Below are 15,029 nucleotides of genomic sequence, written 5' to 3'. Positions count from 1 at the left end.
AGCAAAAACGTTCTGTCGTCGGGTCGCCGGGAGGTTTTTGCCGGCCGGTGGCGTGGTCGCTGGCATGAACGGCGACGCGCCGGACGCGGACGCGCTCCTCTCGAAGGTCGGGTTCGACGCGGCGGAGAGCGTGCTGACGCGCCGGCAGGCGGAGGTGTTGGCGCTCCGGGAGCGCGACGTGCCACAGGCCGACATCGCGGACCGCCTCGGGACGTCCCGCGCGAACATCTCGAAGGTGGAGTCGAGCGCGCGAGCGAACGTGCGGAAGGCCCGCGAGACGGTCGCGTTCGCCGACGCGCTGCGAGCGCCCGTGCACGTGACCGTCGAGGCGGGCACCGACCTCTACGACGTGCCCGACGCCGTCTACGACGCCGCGGACGACGCGAACGTCGCGGTGTCGCTGTCGGCGCCCGAGGTGATGAAACGCGTGAGCGAGGTCGGCGAGGACGCGGTGGCCGACCGCGAGGTGTCGACGCGCCTGTTGCTCACCGTGGACGCGGACGGCGACCTCCGGGTGCGGGCGGCGCCCGACGACGAATGATTGCGGTGTCGTGGAGCGGCGGGAAGGACTGCGCGGTGGCGCTCCGGGAACTCCGGGCCGACCCCGACCGGGAGGTCGCCGAACTCCTGACGACCGTCAGGGAGGACGTCCAGCGGTCGTCGATGCACGGCGTGCGACGCGAACACCACGAGGCCCAAGCCGACGCGCTCGGGCTCGCGCTCCGGGTCGTGGAACTGCCCGCTGACGTTGGCAACGACGCCTACGAGCGACGGATGCGGGAGGCACACGAGGCGATGGCGAGCGAAGGCATCGACACAGTGGCGTTCGCGGACCTGTTTCTGGAGGACATTCGCGCGTACCGCGAGGCGAACCTCGACGGGGGCGCGCTGTCGGGCGCGTTCCCGCTGTGGGGCCGAGACACCGAGGCGTTGGCCCGCGAGTTCGCCGCCGACTTCGACGCTGTGGTAGTGTGCGTCGACGACGACGCGCTCGACGCGTCGTTCGCGGGCCGCGCGTTCGACGAATCGTTCCTCGACGACCTGCCCGACGGCGTCGACCCCTGCGGCGAGCACGGGGAGTTCCACACGTTCGTCAGGGACGGCCCCGGGTTCGACCAGCGCGTGGCCGTCGAACCCGCAGAGCGCGTGACGAAGACGGTCGGCGGCGGAACGTTCCACTACTGCGAGTTAGAATAGGCCCTGCTCCCGCAACTCGGCCACGAGTTCGCGGACGCGCTGGGCGTCGTCTTTCGGGACGACGAGCACGCGGTCGTCGAACGCCGCGACGACGAGGTCGTTCGCGCCGACGACCGAGACGTGTTTGTCGTCGCTGGCGAGCACATTCCCCGACGCGTCGACGGTCGCGGCGTCGCCGAGGACCGCGTTCTCGCCGTCGAGCAGGCGTTCGAGCGCGTCCCACGCGCCCACGTCGTCCCAGTCGAAGCCGGCGGGCACGACGCGCACGTCGCCGGCGCGCTCTAACACCGCGTAGTCCACGCTCACGGGGTCGGCGCGCGCGAACGCATCTGCGACGCCCCCGGTTTCGAGTGCGGACACCACGGGCGCCAGTGGGCCGGCGCGGGCGGCGTCGAGGAAGGCCTCGGGCGTCCACGTGAACATCCCCGCGTTCCACAGGCAGTCGCGTGCGAGCAGGCGCTCGGCCTCGCTCTCGTCGGGTTTCTCGCGGAACTGCGCGACCTCGAAGTGGTCGCCGCGGTCGGCGCCCGGTTCGACGTAGCCGTAGCCGGTGGCCGGGCGGTCGGGTTCGACGCCGAGTGTCACCAGCGCGCCGGTGCGTTCGGCCACGTCGACGGCGGTCTCGGCGGTCTCGCGGAAGCCGTCGCCGACCACGTGGTCGCTCGGGAGACAGAGCATCGTCGCGTCCGGCGCGTCGTCGGCCACGCGACTCGCGGCGTAGGCGAGCGCGGGCCCCGTGTCCTTCCCCTCGGGTTCGACGAGGACAGTCGCTTCCGGGACTTCATCGCGCACGCGGTCGGCGTACGCGTCCCGGGTGACGACGAACAGATCGTCCGCGAAGCCGGCGCGGTCTGCGGTGCGCCGGAGGAGGCTGCGGTCGTCGTCGCCGAGCGCGAGGAACTGCTTCGGGCGGTCTTCGCGACTCGCGGGGTAGAGTCGGGTGCCGGTGCCGCCGGCGAGCAGGACGGCCGCGGTGCGGGTCACGCGCCGCCACCTCGGATTCGGGTCACGCCGGAGCGTTCGACGCGGGCGCTCGTAAGGCTGTCTCCGACGGCGCCCAGTTTCACTTTCACTCCGGACGCGACAATTTAAATACGGTAGCGCACCAATCCCGATACGTCTCCCATCGAAACACACGCGGAGACGGATACGACCATGAGCGACCTTTCAGACACTGCTCAGGAGGTACACGACGACCTCTCGGAGCACGTCGACGCATCTGTCGACGACGTTGAAGCACGGCTCGAGAAACTAGTTACTGAGTACAAGGTCCCGGTAGACGAGGCGCAGCGCAGCGTCGAGAATCACTACCTCGACGAAGCCGGCCTCGACCGCGAGGACCTCGGCGGCGGCGGGAACGAGACCGTCGAAGTCGAGGACGTGGACGAACCCGAACAGTGGGTCGACATCACTGCGAAGGTCGTCGAACTCTGGGAGCCGCGCTCGGACTCCGTCGGGCAGGTCGGCCTGCTCGGCGACCCGACCGGCACCATCAAGTTCACGAAGTGGGCCAAATCCGACCTCGAGAATCTGGAGGAAGGCAAGACCTACCGCCTCGGGAACGTCGTCACCGACGAGTACCAGGGCCGGTACTCCGTGAAACTCAACAAGACGACCACCATCGAGGAGGTCGACGAAGAGTTCGACGTCGGCGACAACGAGGACGAAGTCGAGGGCGCGCTCGTGGACATCCAGTCCGGGAGCGGGCTCATCAAGCGCTGTCCCGAGGAGGACTGCACGCGCGTCCTCCAGAACGGCCGCTGCTCCGAGCACGGCGAGGTAGAGGGCGAGTTCGACCTCCGCATCAAGGGCGTGCTCGACGACGGCGAGGACGTCCACGAGGTCATCTTCGACGAGGAAGCCACCGAAGCCCTCACCGGTATCGGCCTGGAGGAAGCCAAGCAGATGGCCAAGGACGCCCTCGACACCACCGTCGTCGCGGACGAGATGCGCGCGACGGTCCTCGGGCGCTACTACCACGTCACCGGCCCGACGTTCGGGCGGTACGTGCTCGCGAACGAGACCGAACAACTCGACAGTCCGGCCGACCCGGAAGCCGTCCTCATCAAAGCGAGGTCGATGTGAAATGAGCAACGCACCCACCCGCGAGGTCGCTCGCCGCGTCTTCGCCAGCGAGTTCAACGACGCCGAGTTCACGTTCAAGGAGTCAGACGACGAGCGCGCGCCGCTGTACGCGCTGTTGCCGACCGGCGAGTCCGCGAACCGCGTGTTCGTCGCCGGCACGCTCACCGAGACCGAGGACATCGGCGACGACTCCGAGTACTGGCGGGGTCGCGTGGTCGACCCGACCGGGACGTTCTTCGTGTACGCCGGACAGTACCAGCCGGACGCCGCGTCGGCGCTCCGGGACGCCGAGACGCCCCAGTACGTCTCCGTGGTCGGAAAGCCGCGGACCTTCGAGACCGACGACGGGTCCGTGAACGTCTCCCTGCGGCCGGAGTCCATCACCGAAGTCGACGAGGCGACCCGCGACCGCTGGGTCGTGGAGACGGCCGAGCGCACGATGGAGCGCCTCGAGGCCTTCGACGAGGAGGGCAACGAGTACGCCGAGCGCGCCCGCGCCGAGTACGGCGAGGACGTGTCCGCGTACCGGCGGGCAGTCCTCGAAGCCTTAGAGGACTTCGACGTGGCGGACGCGCCGGACGCGCCGGACGCGTGACCGTCTGACAAACCCTTAATATTCTGCGTTCACGAGGGGCTAGCGAGCAGATGGGGAACAAGAACAAGACCATCTCGTTCCGCGTGAACGAGGACACGTTCGACGCGCTCCGGGACATCGCCGAGGAGCGCGACCTCTCGCTGTCGGCCGTCTTCCGGGACTACGTCGACTCGCTGGTCGCCCACGACGGGCGGGTGCGGGTCGTCCCCGAGAACGAGCCCGAGGCGACCGACGGCGAGGAGTTCCCGCCGAAGGTCGAGGTGCCCAAGAGTTTCGTGCGCGAGCACGAGCGCCTCGAACTGGAGGCCCAGCACCTCCGCGACCAACTGGAGGAGCACAAGGCGTACATCGACCACCTGCGGGACCAACTGGACGAGGATGCGGACGTCGAGGAGGTCATCCACCTCGAAGAACTGGACGGCGACGACGAGGACGAACCGTACCAACTCGGGTAGGCGTGGGAGTCCGTCCCGCACCTCGGGAACGCTTTTGTCGGAGAACCAGAAACGGGAGCGCGTGATGGTTCAGTCACACCGAGGGTCCACGGCGGCCCGTGGACGGGTTCCGAGCGGCGAATAGGCTCTTCTCGCGGCGAGTGCGAGCGACGACCAGCGGCGGCGCCGCGAACGGGGGTGAGTGCCGTGCGGCGTAGCGAGGCGTTCCTGCCCGCGACCCGGGAGACGCCCGGCGCGGGGACGGACGCGGCGAAACTGCTGGCTCGCGCCGGCCTGGTTCGCGCGTTCGGGAGCGGCCTCTGGGGCTTTACGCCCGCCGGCCAGCGCGTCCGCGAGAAACTCACCGACCGCGTGACCGCGGCGATGGACGATATCGGCGGGCAGCGCGTCAGCCTCCCCGGCCTCCAGTACGGCGAGCGCTGGCGCGAGAGCGGGCGCTGGCGGGACTTCGAGGACGAGATGTTCACCCTCGAGAACCGCGACGGGCAGGCGATGTGTCTCGCGCCCAGCCACGAGGAGGGGATGGTCCACCTCGTGGACGGCCGCGCGCGCTCCCACGACGACCTCCCCCTCCTGCTGTATCAGGTCGAGTCGAAGTTCCGGGACGACCGGGCGCGAAACGGCCTCGTCCGCACGAAGGAGTTCGCGATGAAAGACGCGTACAGTTTCCACGCCGACCGCGAGAGCCTCCGGGAGACGTACCACGAGGTGCGCGCGGCCTACGAGCGCGTCTTCGACAGCGTCGGTCTCGACGTGGCGGTGGTGGACGCCGACAACACCGTGATGGGCGGGTCGCGCTCCGAGGAGTTCCTCGCGCCCGTCGCGGAGGGCAGCGACCGCCTCGTGTACTGCACCGCGGACGGCTGTCGGTTCGGTGTCACCGACGAACACGACGCGTTCGCCGACTTCGAGGCGGGCGACGCGTGCCCCGACTGCGGCGGCGACCTCAGGGCGAGCGACGGCATCGAGGTCGGGCACGTCTTCGACCTCGGGACGCGGTACTCCGAGGCGATGGGGCTCACCGTCGACACCGCCGACGGCGGCGAGCGCGCCGTCGAGATGGGGAGTTACGGCCTCGGAATCGACCGCTTGCTCCAGACGCTCGTCCAGCAACGCGGCGACGAGGAGTCCTGTGCGTGGCCCGTCACCGACTGGGGCTGTGTCGCGCCCTACCGCGCCGCCGTGATTCCCGTCGGCGACGGCGAGGTCGCGGACGTGGCCGAGCGCATCTACGACGACTGCGGGCGCGAGGACGTGCTATTCTACGACGAACTGAGCGTGGGCGAGCGGTTCGCGGAGAGCGGGCTGCTCGGACTCCCCGCGAAAGTCGTCGTCGGCAACGAGTACCGCGACAGCGGCGTCGTGGACGTGGAGATGGCCGAAGAAACGGTGCAGGTCGCGCCCGAGGAGGTGGCGGACGTCGTCTCGCGGTTCGCGGCGGGCGCTACCGAGTGAGTTCGCGCTTGCGCTGACTCGCCGTGTCGGCGGCGTCCTGCCGGCCGTCGACCTCGGCGAGGTCCTCGACGGCTTCCAGCGTGCGCACGGCGTCGTCGAGGAACGAGTAGAGGTCGCCCGGGTAGCAGTAGACCATGTAGTCGTCGGTCATCACGTCCACCATCGACTCCGGGTCGAGACCCTGCGCGCGCAGGTCGAGCAGGTACCGGATGAACTTCCGCTCGGGGTGCCCGCAGTAGGGGTTGGACTGGCAGTTGCAGTCCATGAAGTCCTGTGCGAAGTCCAGGACCTTGTCCCGGGTGGCGTCGTTCAGCGCCGAGAGGTCGCCGCTGAACAGCACGTCGAGGGTGGCGCCGCTGAACGCGCCCTTCGGGAACCGGGTGTCCAGTTGGGACGCGATCTGGCGGTGGTTCTTCACGTAAATCTTGTCCGTGATGGCCACAGTCGGACCGTAGTACGCCGCTGGCGGCCAAAAGCGTGTCGTCTACGCGAGTTCGTCGAAGAACTCCGAGACTCGGCTCCGAATCTCGTCGCGGATGCGTGCGACCTCGTGGTCGGGGCGGCCGTCCGGGTCGTCCAGGTCCCAGTCACGGTTCTCGCCCGCCCAACCGGCGGGACAGACGTCCTCGGCGGCACACCCCATCGTAATCACGTAGTCGGCGTCCCGCACCTCCTCGAAGGTGACCTCGCGTGGCTTCCGGCCGGTGAGGTCGAAGCCCGCCTCGGCCATCGCGTCCACGACTTCCCCGTGGACGTGGTCGGCGGGGTCGGTGCCCCCGGTGACGAGTTCGACGTCGAGGTCGCGGTCGGCGGCCTCGCGCTGAGCGAAGGCGTACGCCATCTGGGAGCGGCCCGCGTTCTGGACACAGACGAAGGCGACGGTGGTGGTCACGCGACCACCCCGAGCCGGGTGTCCAGAGCACGGCACACCCATTGTGTGCCGACGTTCTGGACACAGACGAAGGCGACGGTGGTGGAATCGGTCATGGGTTGGTGGTGTGTTTGCGGTGGTGGGTATCGGTGTGTCGGTCAGTCGGTGGTGGCGTAGCCCGCGGTCGCCGGCGTCTCGTCGAACAGTCGGTCCCGTGTGGCGAGCGCGACGCGGACGAGCGCGAGCATCACGGGCACCTCGATGAGCGGGCCGACGACGGTTGCGAGCGCGACGTTACTGGAGATGCCGAAGACGGCGACGGCGACGGCGATGGCGAGTTCGAAGTTGTTCGAGGACGCGGTGAACGCGAGGCTCACACTCTCGGCGTAGTCGAAGCCGAGGGCGGCGCTGACGCCGTACGCGACGGCCCAGAGGCCCGCGAAGAAAATCAGCAGCGGGACCGCGATGAGCACGATTTCCTCGGGGTTGGAGACGATGTAGTCGCCCTTCAGCGCGAACATCACGACGACGGTGAACAGCAATCCGAGCAGTCCGAACGGCCCGATTCGTGGAGTTACGCGGTCGTAGTACGTCTCGCGGCCGACGGTGCGGAAGGCGACGCGCTGGACGAGGTAGCCCAAAATCAGGGGGAGCCCGAGGAAGACGCCGACCATCTGGGCGACGAGACTCATCGAGACGTCGACAGTGGTGTCCCGGAGGACCGAGAGGAAGACGAACGCGTACGGGACGAACAACGCGATTTGGAGGAGGCTGTTGACGCCGACGCAGACGGCGCACATCTCCTGGTTGCCGGCGGCGAGTTCGTTCCAGACGAGCACCATCGCGATGCAGGGCGCGATGCCGACGAGAATCAGGCCGGTGACGAACTCGGGGCGGCCGGCGAGGAAGGTGGTGGCGAGGCCGTACATCAGAATCGGGGCGACGAGCCAGTTGAACGCGAGCGTGACGCCGATTTCGCGGCGCGCGTTCCGCGTGACGGCGGGGATGCGCTCGTAGTCGATTTCGGCCATGATGGGGAAAATCATCACGAACAGGCCGGCGGCGATGGGGAGGCTGGTGCCGTGCCACTGGACGGCGTTGAGCGCGTCGGTGACGCCGGGCGCGAACCGTCCGAGCGCGACGCCGCCGGCCATCGCGAGCGCAATCCAGACCGTGAGGTAGCGGTCCAGCACCGAGAGGTCGTCGCTCATTCGGCCGTTTCCTCCTCTGCGGCGGCGAACACGCCGTCCGCGAGGTCGGTGCTCTCGTAGTACCGCCAGTTCCCGTCCTTGCGGCGGGCGACGAGGCCGGCGTCCACGAGGTCCGAGAGCGCGTGGCTGACGGCGCTCTCGCTGACGTCGACGAGCGCTTCGAGTTCGCAGACGCAGCGCTCGTCGTCGGCGACGGAGAGCGCGCGGGCGAGCCGATACCGGGTGTCGTTCCCGAGGACGGCGAACACGGACTGGATGCCGTCGTCGGCGAACGCGTCGTCGGCGAGCGATTCGAGGTCGGTGAGTCTCCGCTCCACGTCCTCCTCGCAGCACTCCCCGAGTTCGTCGGCGAGCAGGCGCCGGAGGCGCGCGGTCGACTTGCTCATCGAGCGCTGATTGAAACAGCGTTCAGATAGTCGTTTCGATGTGAACGACAGTTCAGATGGTCGCGCGGCGCCCCCATGTCGTAACGTATTTGAATTCCAGTCCGCTACGGACTGATGCAGTGTCCGGGGTAGGGTAGTGGACTATCCTTCAGCCTTGTGGAGGCTGAGACGCGGGTTCGATTCTCGCCCCTGGACCTCTAATCTTCGTTTACTACCGCGACGAGCGACCGCTCCGCGTGTCGCTCGTCCGGTATCGAATTGTAGAGCGTCCAAGAGAATCGAACCCTGCCAGACGCAGCGCGAACGCAGTGAGCGACCGTCTGGCTCCGGTTCGATTCTCGCCCCTGGACCTCCAATCCTCACGCCGATAGCCAACGAACACCTTGTGCGCTCGTCGCTATCGCAGTAGTTGTGGAGCGTCTGGCGAGAGCGAACCCTGTGAGTCGCGCGCAGCGAAGCGAGCACGTCTCACAACGGTTCGGTCCACTTGCCGCGTCCGGAATCGGGGGTTATTCTGCCGGGTGTCTGTAGAATGACAAGCGATTTGCCAGTTCGTGTGGTCGCTCCGTGTATGCGACGTAGAGCCCTCCTTGCCGGTGTTGCGGCTGCGACCGCCGCGGTGTCTGGGTGTGTCGGTGGATTGTTCGGGAGTCGAGTCGAGGAGACCCGGGAGCGCGAGTTCGGTGCGCCGGACGGCCGGCCGGTGCGCGTGAGTACCGAGAACGGGAACATCGCGGTGGAGACACACGACGGCGGGCAGGTGGCCGTCGAGGCCGTCGTGGCGGTGCCGAGCGAGTCCCGGTTCGAGGACGTGACCGTGACCAGTTCGGAGATAGAGGACGCGCTCGCGGTGACTCCCGAGGTGGTCGGGAACGCGAGTCGCGTGAGCGTGGACCTGTCGGTTCGCGTTCCCGAGGGAGCGGCGATGGCGGTGGTGCAAAGCGAGAACGGGGACGTGACGGTTCGGGACACCGCGTCGGTGGAGGCGGCGCGGTCGTCGAACGGCGACGTGACCGTTCGGGACGCCGGCCCGGTCGAGTCGGTGTCGACGGAGAACGGCGACATCGCGGCTGACGTGCCGGCGCCGCTGCCCGGCGACGTGCTGTTGCACTCCGAGAACGGCGACGTCGACGCGGCGCTGTCCCCGGACGCGGACGCCGCGCTGGACGCGCAGACGACGAACGGCGACGTGACGGTCGACGGGCTCGACTTGCGGGACGCGTCGACGACCGACACGCACGTCACGGGGACGCTCGGTGACGGAACGCACGAGGTGACCGCGGCGACGACGAACGGCGACGTGACAGTCGAGGCGCTGGATTAGTCGTCGGTCCGGGTGACGTCGTCGAGTTCGAGGACGAAGTCCGCGCCGTAGGCCGTCGACGGGGTCTGGTAGCCCGGCGGCGCGTCGCCGTCGAGCGCGCGTTCGGCGGCGGTCGTCGCGGCGTCGACGGTGAGCGCGTACGTCTCCGGCGTGACGAGGCGGGAAACCGCCGATTCGCCCGTCTCCTCGTTTCTGACTTCGCCCCAGACGTAGGCGCGGCCGGCGTCGCGTTCGGCCTCGTCCGGGCCCGAGACGAACCGCCGGGCGAGCGACTGGAGCGCGTCGCTCACCGGGTCAGCCGAGAGGACGGGGCCGAGGTAGCGTGCGGCCCGCATCGCGCGCCGGGCGTTCTTCGGCATCGGGACGTAGGCGTCCACGTTCGGGATGCCCGTCGAGCGGTACGCCGTCGAGACGTCGCCCCACGGGATGGTGACGGCACTGCGCTCGCCGTTCCCGAAGTCGATGCGGCGCTGGCGGTGGCCGGGCGGCACCGAGACGAGGCGGCCGTCGCGCCGAATCGCGCCGCCGTCGCCGAGTTGCCCGAGGACGGTGGCGGCGGTGCCGGGGGAGAGGCCGCCGTGCGGCTCGAACCCGAGCGAGAGGTGCGTGGCGTCCGGGAGGCGACCCGCGAGGTGTGCGGCGAGGCAGTCCGTCGGCACCACGTCGAAGCCGACGCCCGGGAGGACGGCGACGCCGGCCTCGGTGGCGTCGCCGTCGCGGCGCGCGAGCGACTCGAAGACCGGAATCTCGCCGGTCACGTCGAGGTAGTCCGCGCCAGCGTCGATGCACGCGTCGGCGAACGGTTCGGCCGTCTCCACGAACGGCCCGGCGCAGTTCAGAACGACGTCGACGTCGTCCAATTCACGGGCAGCGTCGGCCACCCGGAACGTCCGCGTCTCGCAGTCGAGTCGCGCGCCGACGCGGTCGAGTTTCGTCGCGTTCCGGCCGCCGAGCACGGGGTCGAGGCCGCGCTCGATTGCTTCCTCGGCGACCAGCTCGCCCGTGTAGCCGTACGCGCCGTAGACGAGTAGCGTCACACGACCGGGTACGGGCGGGGCGGTCTTACGCTTGCGTGTGTTCGACGTCCGGGCGTTCCGCGAGCGTCTCGAACAGCGCGGCGTACGTGTCCGCGCAACTGTCCTCGGGGTCGCGGTGGGTGGCTCGCGTCGTCAGCGTCTCCCGGTCGCCGACGAGCGCGAGGTGTTTGCGGGCGCGAGTGAGCGCGACGTTGAGGCGGCGCGGGCCCTCCTCGGGGTGTTCGAGGAAGCCGGCGTTCGCGGCGTCGTTGCTGCGCGCGAACGACACGACGATGGCGTCGCGCTCGCCGCCCTGGAAGGAGTCGACGGTGTCGACGGTGAGGCCGTGCGTCGAGCGGTCGAGGTCGCCGAGCCGGGACCGAATCTCACGGACCTGCCCGCTGTACGCCGCGATGACGCCCACGTCTGTCGGGTCGGCGCCCGCGTCGAGCAGGGCGTCGACGCGCTCGGCGACCGCGTCGGCTTCCGCGGCGTTGCGAACCGAGGAGCCGCGTTCCTCGCGGCGCTCGTCGCCCTCGACGTCGACGACCGAGACCGGCGGGAAGCCCGGAATCGTCCAGTCGGCGTTCGCGTCGGCGGTCTCCAGTCGCCCGCCGTAGAACGCCTCGTTCGGGAACGCCGCGATGGCGTCGTGCATCCGGTACTGGCGGCGCAGGAGGACGGCCACCTCGTCGCCGTAGCGGTCCACGAGCGTCTCGAACAGCGACGGGCGCATCTCCCCCTCGCCGGCCTCGGTGACGCTGTACGGCGGGAGTTGGCGGTGGTCGCCCGCCAGCACCAGTTTCTCGGCGGCGTTCAGCGCGATGGCGGTGGCGGCCCTGCTGGCCTGTGTCGCCTCGTCCACGACGGCCACGTCGAAGTCGTCCTGGTCGAAGGCGGCCGCACCGTTCGTCGTCGCCGCCACCACGTCGGCGTCGTCGATGGGCGTCTCGCGGTAGTGCTCGCCGACGACGCGATTCCGGGAGTGCCGGCCGTAGCGCGCGACTCGCACGTCCTCGCCGGCGACGGCGGCGTGCAGGGTGCCGTCCTCGCGCTCGTCGAGCGTGCTGTCGCCGACGAGGAGGTTGTCCACGGCCTGATTCGAGTGCGCGGTGACGAGCACGCGCTCCCCGCGGGCGACGGCGTGCGCGACGAACGCGGTGAGCGTCCGGGTCTTCCCGGTGCCGGGCGGTCCGTGGATGCACGCCACGTCGTCGGCGGCCACCGCCCACCCGAGCGCCCGGAGCTGGTAGTCGTTGAGTTCGACGCCGGAGCGCCGCGCGCTCGGGAGCGCGCCGAAGGAGAGGTCACGCTCCCCGGTGAGGAGGCGCCGTTTCGCGGGCGCCTCCCAGACGGCGTCGAGTGCCTCCCGCCGCCGGTCGTAGGGCACCGGATTCAGGAGCGTGCGGAGCCAGAACGGGTCCGCGTCCTCGGCGGCGTCCGCGACGCGGCTCGGGTCGTCGACGTTCTCCCACTCCGGCTGCAGTGTCACCACGGGGCCGTCGACGGACGCGATGCGCGCGGGCACCGGAAACGCCGAGTCGAACGCGTCCACCACGACGCGGTTGTCCGGGTAGAGGTCGAACCCCGCGACGAGGTCCACGTCCGCCGGCACGCCGTCGTCTGGCGCGTACTGCACGCGCAGTTCCGCCGGGCGCCCGGAGCCGTACGCGCCCTCGGTCGCCACCAGCACGAACGGCCCGTCCACGACACCCCGGCCGACCAAGCGCCCGAGGTCGGCGTCCGCGTGGTCGGCCCAGTTCGCGTCTCGCTCGGCGCGTCGCTCGTCCCTGACGACGCCGCGCAGGTCGTCGAAGAACGCCCGTCGGTCCGTCCCGGACAGGGGGTCACTCGCTTCGACCGCCGACGGCGGGTCGGCCACGTCCCCGAACGGGTCGTCGCCGGGCGCGTAGTCGGGGTGCCAGAAGCGCACTCGCCACGCCACCTCGGTCGCTATCACGTCGTCCACGTCGGCGTACCGGGCCGTGCCGCTGACGCCGAACTCCGGGTCGTGCCAGCCCACCGTCCCGGCATCGGGGTTCCAGCGCACGTACTCGACGGTCGGCGCGGCGTCGTCCTCGCGGTGGAGCGGGACGACGCGGCCGCGGCCGTCGGGCGCGTCCACGTCCACGACGCTCGCCGCGTGGTCCAGACACGCCCGGAGTTCGTCGGCGTCCGCGCCGTAGTACGCGCTCTTCGCGCGGAGCGCGTCCCCGGCCTCGGCGAACAAACTGGCGTCGTGGAGCGACCACTCCTCGTACAGGCGGGTCGTGTCGGGCGCGGACGCGTCGGGCATGGGGAGCGTTCGTAGCGCGCTTCCGGACAAATACTTGCTGTCTTCGGGAGAGAACCGCGGCCATCGACAGCCTGAAATCCGGAGAGAACGCCAGTGAGGGCTATGGAATCGGGAGCCGAGTTGGTGTCGTTCGACGGGGACGCGGCCGAGGGGACGGTTCGCGTCACCGACGAACTCGAATCCGTCGGTGTCACGCTCGGCGTGACCACCGGCGTGTCACTGCAGCCGGCCAACACGGCGCGGTTCGTCTTCCCCGTCGACGCCGCGGTGTCACTGACGACGACGCGACTCCGAATCGGCCCCGCGTCCGTGGTGTACGTGCGGGACGGCGACGGCGACCACCTCGGCGAACCCACCACGACCCCGCAGCGCTTCGACCGAGGAGACCACACCATCGACGTGCAGGGAGGCGTCCAGGCCTACATCCGAGTGGCGGACACCGCGTTCACGGTGGCCTACGAGTCCGAACCGATAGACGCGGCCGACGTCGTCGTCGAGTTCGACGACGAGGCGACGGTGTTCGTCGGCGCGCGGTCGCTGCACTCGCGCCCGCAGACGACCCTCGAAGTCCCCGACGACCCCGCCGCCGTCGCGGAAGCCGTCTCCTATCTCGGCTCCTCCATCAAGGAGTTCAGCAGCGAGCGCTCGTGGCCGACGCTCCGTGGCCACCCACCAGCGATTCGCCCCGGCGACGAACTCGATATTCCGTCGTGGCTCTCGGAACCCGACACCGGCATCACCGTCGAGGTGCCCGCCGAGTACGAGTACGTCTACCCCGTCGCACCGCTCGCGTTCTACCTCGGCGCGACCGTCGAAGTCGGCGACGACCCCGCGCTCCACCTCGACAACGGCTACAGCACGCCGCTCGAAACCCCCGCGCACTCCTTCGAGGAGCGCGTCGAGTCCGTACTGAGTCGAGCGCTGTTCCTCGATTCGCTCGTTCGGAACGACGGCTACTACTCGCTCCGACGCCGGGAGTACGACCTCGTCGCCGGCGACCTCCCGTTCTACCCGCCGAACCTCTACGGCGAACCGATTAGCGACCAACTCATCGAGTACCTCGAAGTCGAACCGGCCGTCCTCGACGGGCGGCGCCCGGCGTGGGCCGGTACGGCGACGCTCCGCCCGCGCGTCGAGGACGCCGCGTTGCTGTCGCCGCTGGCGCACGCGCTCGCGCCGATTCGCGTCACCGCCGACGGCGAGCCGACGGCCGAGACGGCGCCAATCGAGCCCGCGATTCCGGAGGTCGGAACCGCGACGACGGCCACCGACGTGCCGCCGGGCGCGACGCGGCTCGTCGGCGAGGCGTTCGCCGCGCAACGCGAGCGCGAGATGCCGACGCCAGCCGACGCCACGCTCGCGTTCGCTCTCGACGGCGAGGACCGGGCGGCCGCGCTCCGCGCGGCGCTCGAAGCCGCCAGCGAGTCCCGCGTCCACGAGGCGACGACTGTCGTCACCGGGTCGGCGGACGCACGCGAACGGGCGGTCGCCGCCGGCCCCAACTTCCTCTACTGCGAGGCGGCGCCGAGCGGCGACGAAAACCCCCTCTGGGACGCGAGCCCGACCGACTCGTGGCCGGCGGTCGTCGCGTTCGGGCGCCCGGTTTCGGCGGCCGTCCAGCGCTCGCTGGCCGACCGCGGGACGGTCGCGGGGTTGATTGCCGACGAACCGCTCGCGCCGACCGACCTCGCCCGCCTCGCGTCGCCGCTCCTCACCGGGCACACGCTCCCGTGGAGCGCGACGGTCGCCGAGGTCGACGCGACCCACCGGTTCTTCGGGAATCCGACGGCGACGCTCGTCACCCGCGCCGACGCGACCGGCGCCACCGTGACCGACGTGCAGTCGGTGTCGACAGACGAACACGTTCTCCACCGGCGCCTCCCCGCGACGGCGACCCACCGAATCGGGGGTGTCGGCCGCGTGAAAGACGAGTCCGTCGACAACGTCTACTACCTCCTCGGCACGAGCGCGCCCGAGGCGGGCGCCCACACCACCGGCGACGTGGTCGACGCCATCGCAGAGGACGGTCGCCACGTGCGACTCGACGGCGACACCTACCACGGCGACCCCGCGGACGCCGCGGGTGCCGTCCGGTGCGCCGCTCGCGAGTCACACGAGCGACGACAGGAGTGAGCGCG

General features: G+C 70.0%; 15 protein-coding genes and 1 tRNA gene. 9 read left to right on the top strand and 7 right to left on the bottom strand.

Annotation, left to right across the window (positions count from 1 at the left end; genetic code table 11):
- The first annotated feature begins 64 nt into the window (after positions 1-64).
- Positions 65-541 (top strand): Tfx family DNA-binding protein, encoded by a 477-nt coding sequence (locus LT972_RS00635; RefSeq protein ID WP_232571259.1) that lies wholly within the window; start codon positions 65-67, stop codon positions 539-541.
- Positions 538-1,197 carry a Dph6-related ATP pyrophosphatase gene (locus LT972_RS00630; protein WP_232571258.1) on the top strand — a complete coding sequence of 220 codons (660 nt, stop codon included), beginning with the start codon at positions 538-540 and terminating at the stop codon, positions 1,195-1,197. Before LT972_RS00635 ends, LT972_RS00630 begins: the two co-directional genes overlap by 4 nt.
- Here LT972_RS00630 and LT972_RS00625 read toward each other — a convergent pair.
- Complete coding sequence (locus LT972_RS00625; protein WP_232571257.1) at positions 1,189-2,181, bottom strand: mannose-1-phosphate guanylyltransferase; 993 nt, start codon at positions 2,179-2,181, stop codon at positions 1,189-1,191. The genes LT972_RS00630 and LT972_RS00625 overlap by 9 nt on opposite strands.
- Before the next feature lie 171 nt (positions 2,182-2,352).
- Between LT972_RS00625 and LT972_RS00620 the strand changes: the two genes are divergently transcribed.
- From LT972_RS00620 to LT972_RS00605, 4 genes are all read left to right on the top strand, one after another.
- The gene (locus LT972_RS00620; RefSeq protein WP_232571256.1) at positions 2,353-3,282 is read left to right on the top strand and encodes a replication factor A; all 930 of its coding nucleotides are present in this window, start codon (positions 2,353-2,355) and stop codon (positions 3,280-3,282) included.
- 1 nt (position 3,283) lies between these two features.
- A complete protein-coding gene (locus LT972_RS00615) occupies positions 3,284-3,877 on the top strand; it encodes an RPA family protein (RefSeq protein WP_232571255.1) in 594 nt (197 codons plus the stop codon).
- 50 nt (positions 3,878-3,927) lie between these two features.
- Complete coding sequence (locus tag LT972_RS00610; RefSeq protein ID WP_232571254.1) at positions 3,928-4,332, top strand: CopG family transcriptional regulator; 405 nt, start codon at positions 3,928-3,930, stop codon at positions 4,330-4,332.
- Positions 4,333-4,518: 186 nt separating this feature from the next.
- Positions 4,519-5,787 carry an aminoacyl--tRNA ligase-related protein gene (locus LT972_RS00605; protein ID WP_232571253.1) on the top strand — a complete coding sequence of 423 codons (1,269 nt, stop codon included), beginning with the start codon at positions 4,519-4,521 and terminating at the stop codon, positions 5,785-5,787.
- Here the strand turns inward: LT972_RS00605 and LT972_RS00600 are convergent.
- The 4 genes from LT972_RS00600 to LT972_RS00585 all read right to left on the bottom strand — a co-directional run bounded on the left by LT972_RS00600 (position 5,777) and on the right by LT972_RS00585 (position 8,255).
- Positions 5,777-6,229, bottom strand: a complete 453-nt coding sequence (locus LT972_RS00600; protein ID WP_232571252.1) for a DUF5814 domain-containing protein — start codon at positions 6,227-6,229, stop codon at positions 5,777-5,779. The genes LT972_RS00605 and LT972_RS00600 overlap by 11 nt on opposite strands.
- 42 nt (positions 6,230-6,271) lie before the next feature.
- Complete coding sequence (locus LT972_RS00595) at positions 6,272-6,679, bottom strand: arsenate-mycothiol transferase ArsC (protein WP_232571251.1); 408 nt, start codon at positions 6,677-6,679, stop codon at positions 6,272-6,274.
- Between the two features lie 137 nt (positions 6,680-6,816).
- The gene (gene arsB / locus LT972_RS00590; protein ID WP_232571250.1) at positions 6,817-7,869 is read right to left on the bottom strand and encodes an ACR3 family arsenite efflux transporter; all 1,053 of its coding nucleotides are present in this window, start codon (positions 7,867-7,869) and stop codon (positions 6,817-6,819) included.
- The gene (locus LT972_RS00585; RefSeq protein ID WP_232571249.1) at positions 7,866-8,255 is read right to left on the bottom strand and encodes an ArsR/SmtB family transcription factor; all 390 of its coding nucleotides are present in this window, start codon (positions 8,253-8,255) and stop codon (positions 7,866-7,868) included. Before LT972_RS00585 ends, arsB begins: the two co-directional genes overlap by 4 nt.
- A gap of 122 nt (positions 8,256-8,377) precedes the next feature.
- Between LT972_RS00585 and LT972_RS00580 the strand changes: the two genes are divergently transcribed.
- Together LT972_RS00580 and LT972_RS00575 are read left to right on the top strand one after the other, a co-directional pair.
- Positions 8,378-8,450, top strand: a tRNA-His gene (locus LT972_RS00580).
- A 376-nt stretch (positions 8,451-8,826) separates the two neighbouring features.
- Positions 8,827-9,579 carry a DUF4097 family beta strand repeat-containing protein gene (locus tag LT972_RS00575; protein WP_232571248.1) on the top strand — a complete coding sequence of 251 codons (753 nt, stop codon included), beginning with the start codon at positions 8,827-8,829 and terminating at the stop codon, positions 9,577-9,579.
- Here LT972_RS00575 and LT972_RS00570 read toward each other — a convergent pair.
- Together LT972_RS00570 and LT972_RS00565 are read right to left on the bottom strand one after the other, a co-directional pair.
- Entirely contained in the window at positions 9,576-10,616 is a 1,041-nt protein-coding gene (locus LT972_RS00570) for a saccharopine dehydrogenase family protein (RefSeq protein ID WP_232571247.1), read from the bottom strand. The genes LT972_RS00575 and LT972_RS00570 overlap by 4 nt on opposite strands.
- A 25-nt stretch (positions 10,617-10,641) precedes the next feature.
- Positions 10,642-12,891 carry an AAA domain-containing protein gene (locus LT972_RS00565; RefSeq protein ID WP_232571246.1) on the bottom strand — a complete coding sequence of 750 codons (2,250 nt, stop codon included), beginning with the start codon at positions 12,889-12,891 and terminating at the stop codon, positions 10,642-10,644.
- A gap of 102 nt (positions 12,892-12,993) precedes the next feature.
- Between LT972_RS00565 and LT972_RS00560 the strand changes: the two genes are divergently transcribed.
- On the top strand, positions 12,994-15,024 hold the full coding sequence (locus tag LT972_RS00560) for a hypothetical protein (protein ID WP_232571245.1): 2,031 nt from the start codon (positions 12,994-12,996) through the stop codon (positions 15,022-15,024).
- Positions 15,025-15,029 lie beyond the last annotated feature (5 nt).

Origin of the sequence: Halobacterium litoreum, assembly GCF_021233415.1 — an archaeon.
GTDB lineage: Archaea > Halobacteriota > Halobacteria > Halobacteriales > Halobacteriaceae > Halobacterium > Halobacterium litoreum.
The sequence above is the reverse complement of the archived record's forward strand: the minus strand, read 5'-3'. Positions and strand labels throughout refer to the sequence as shown.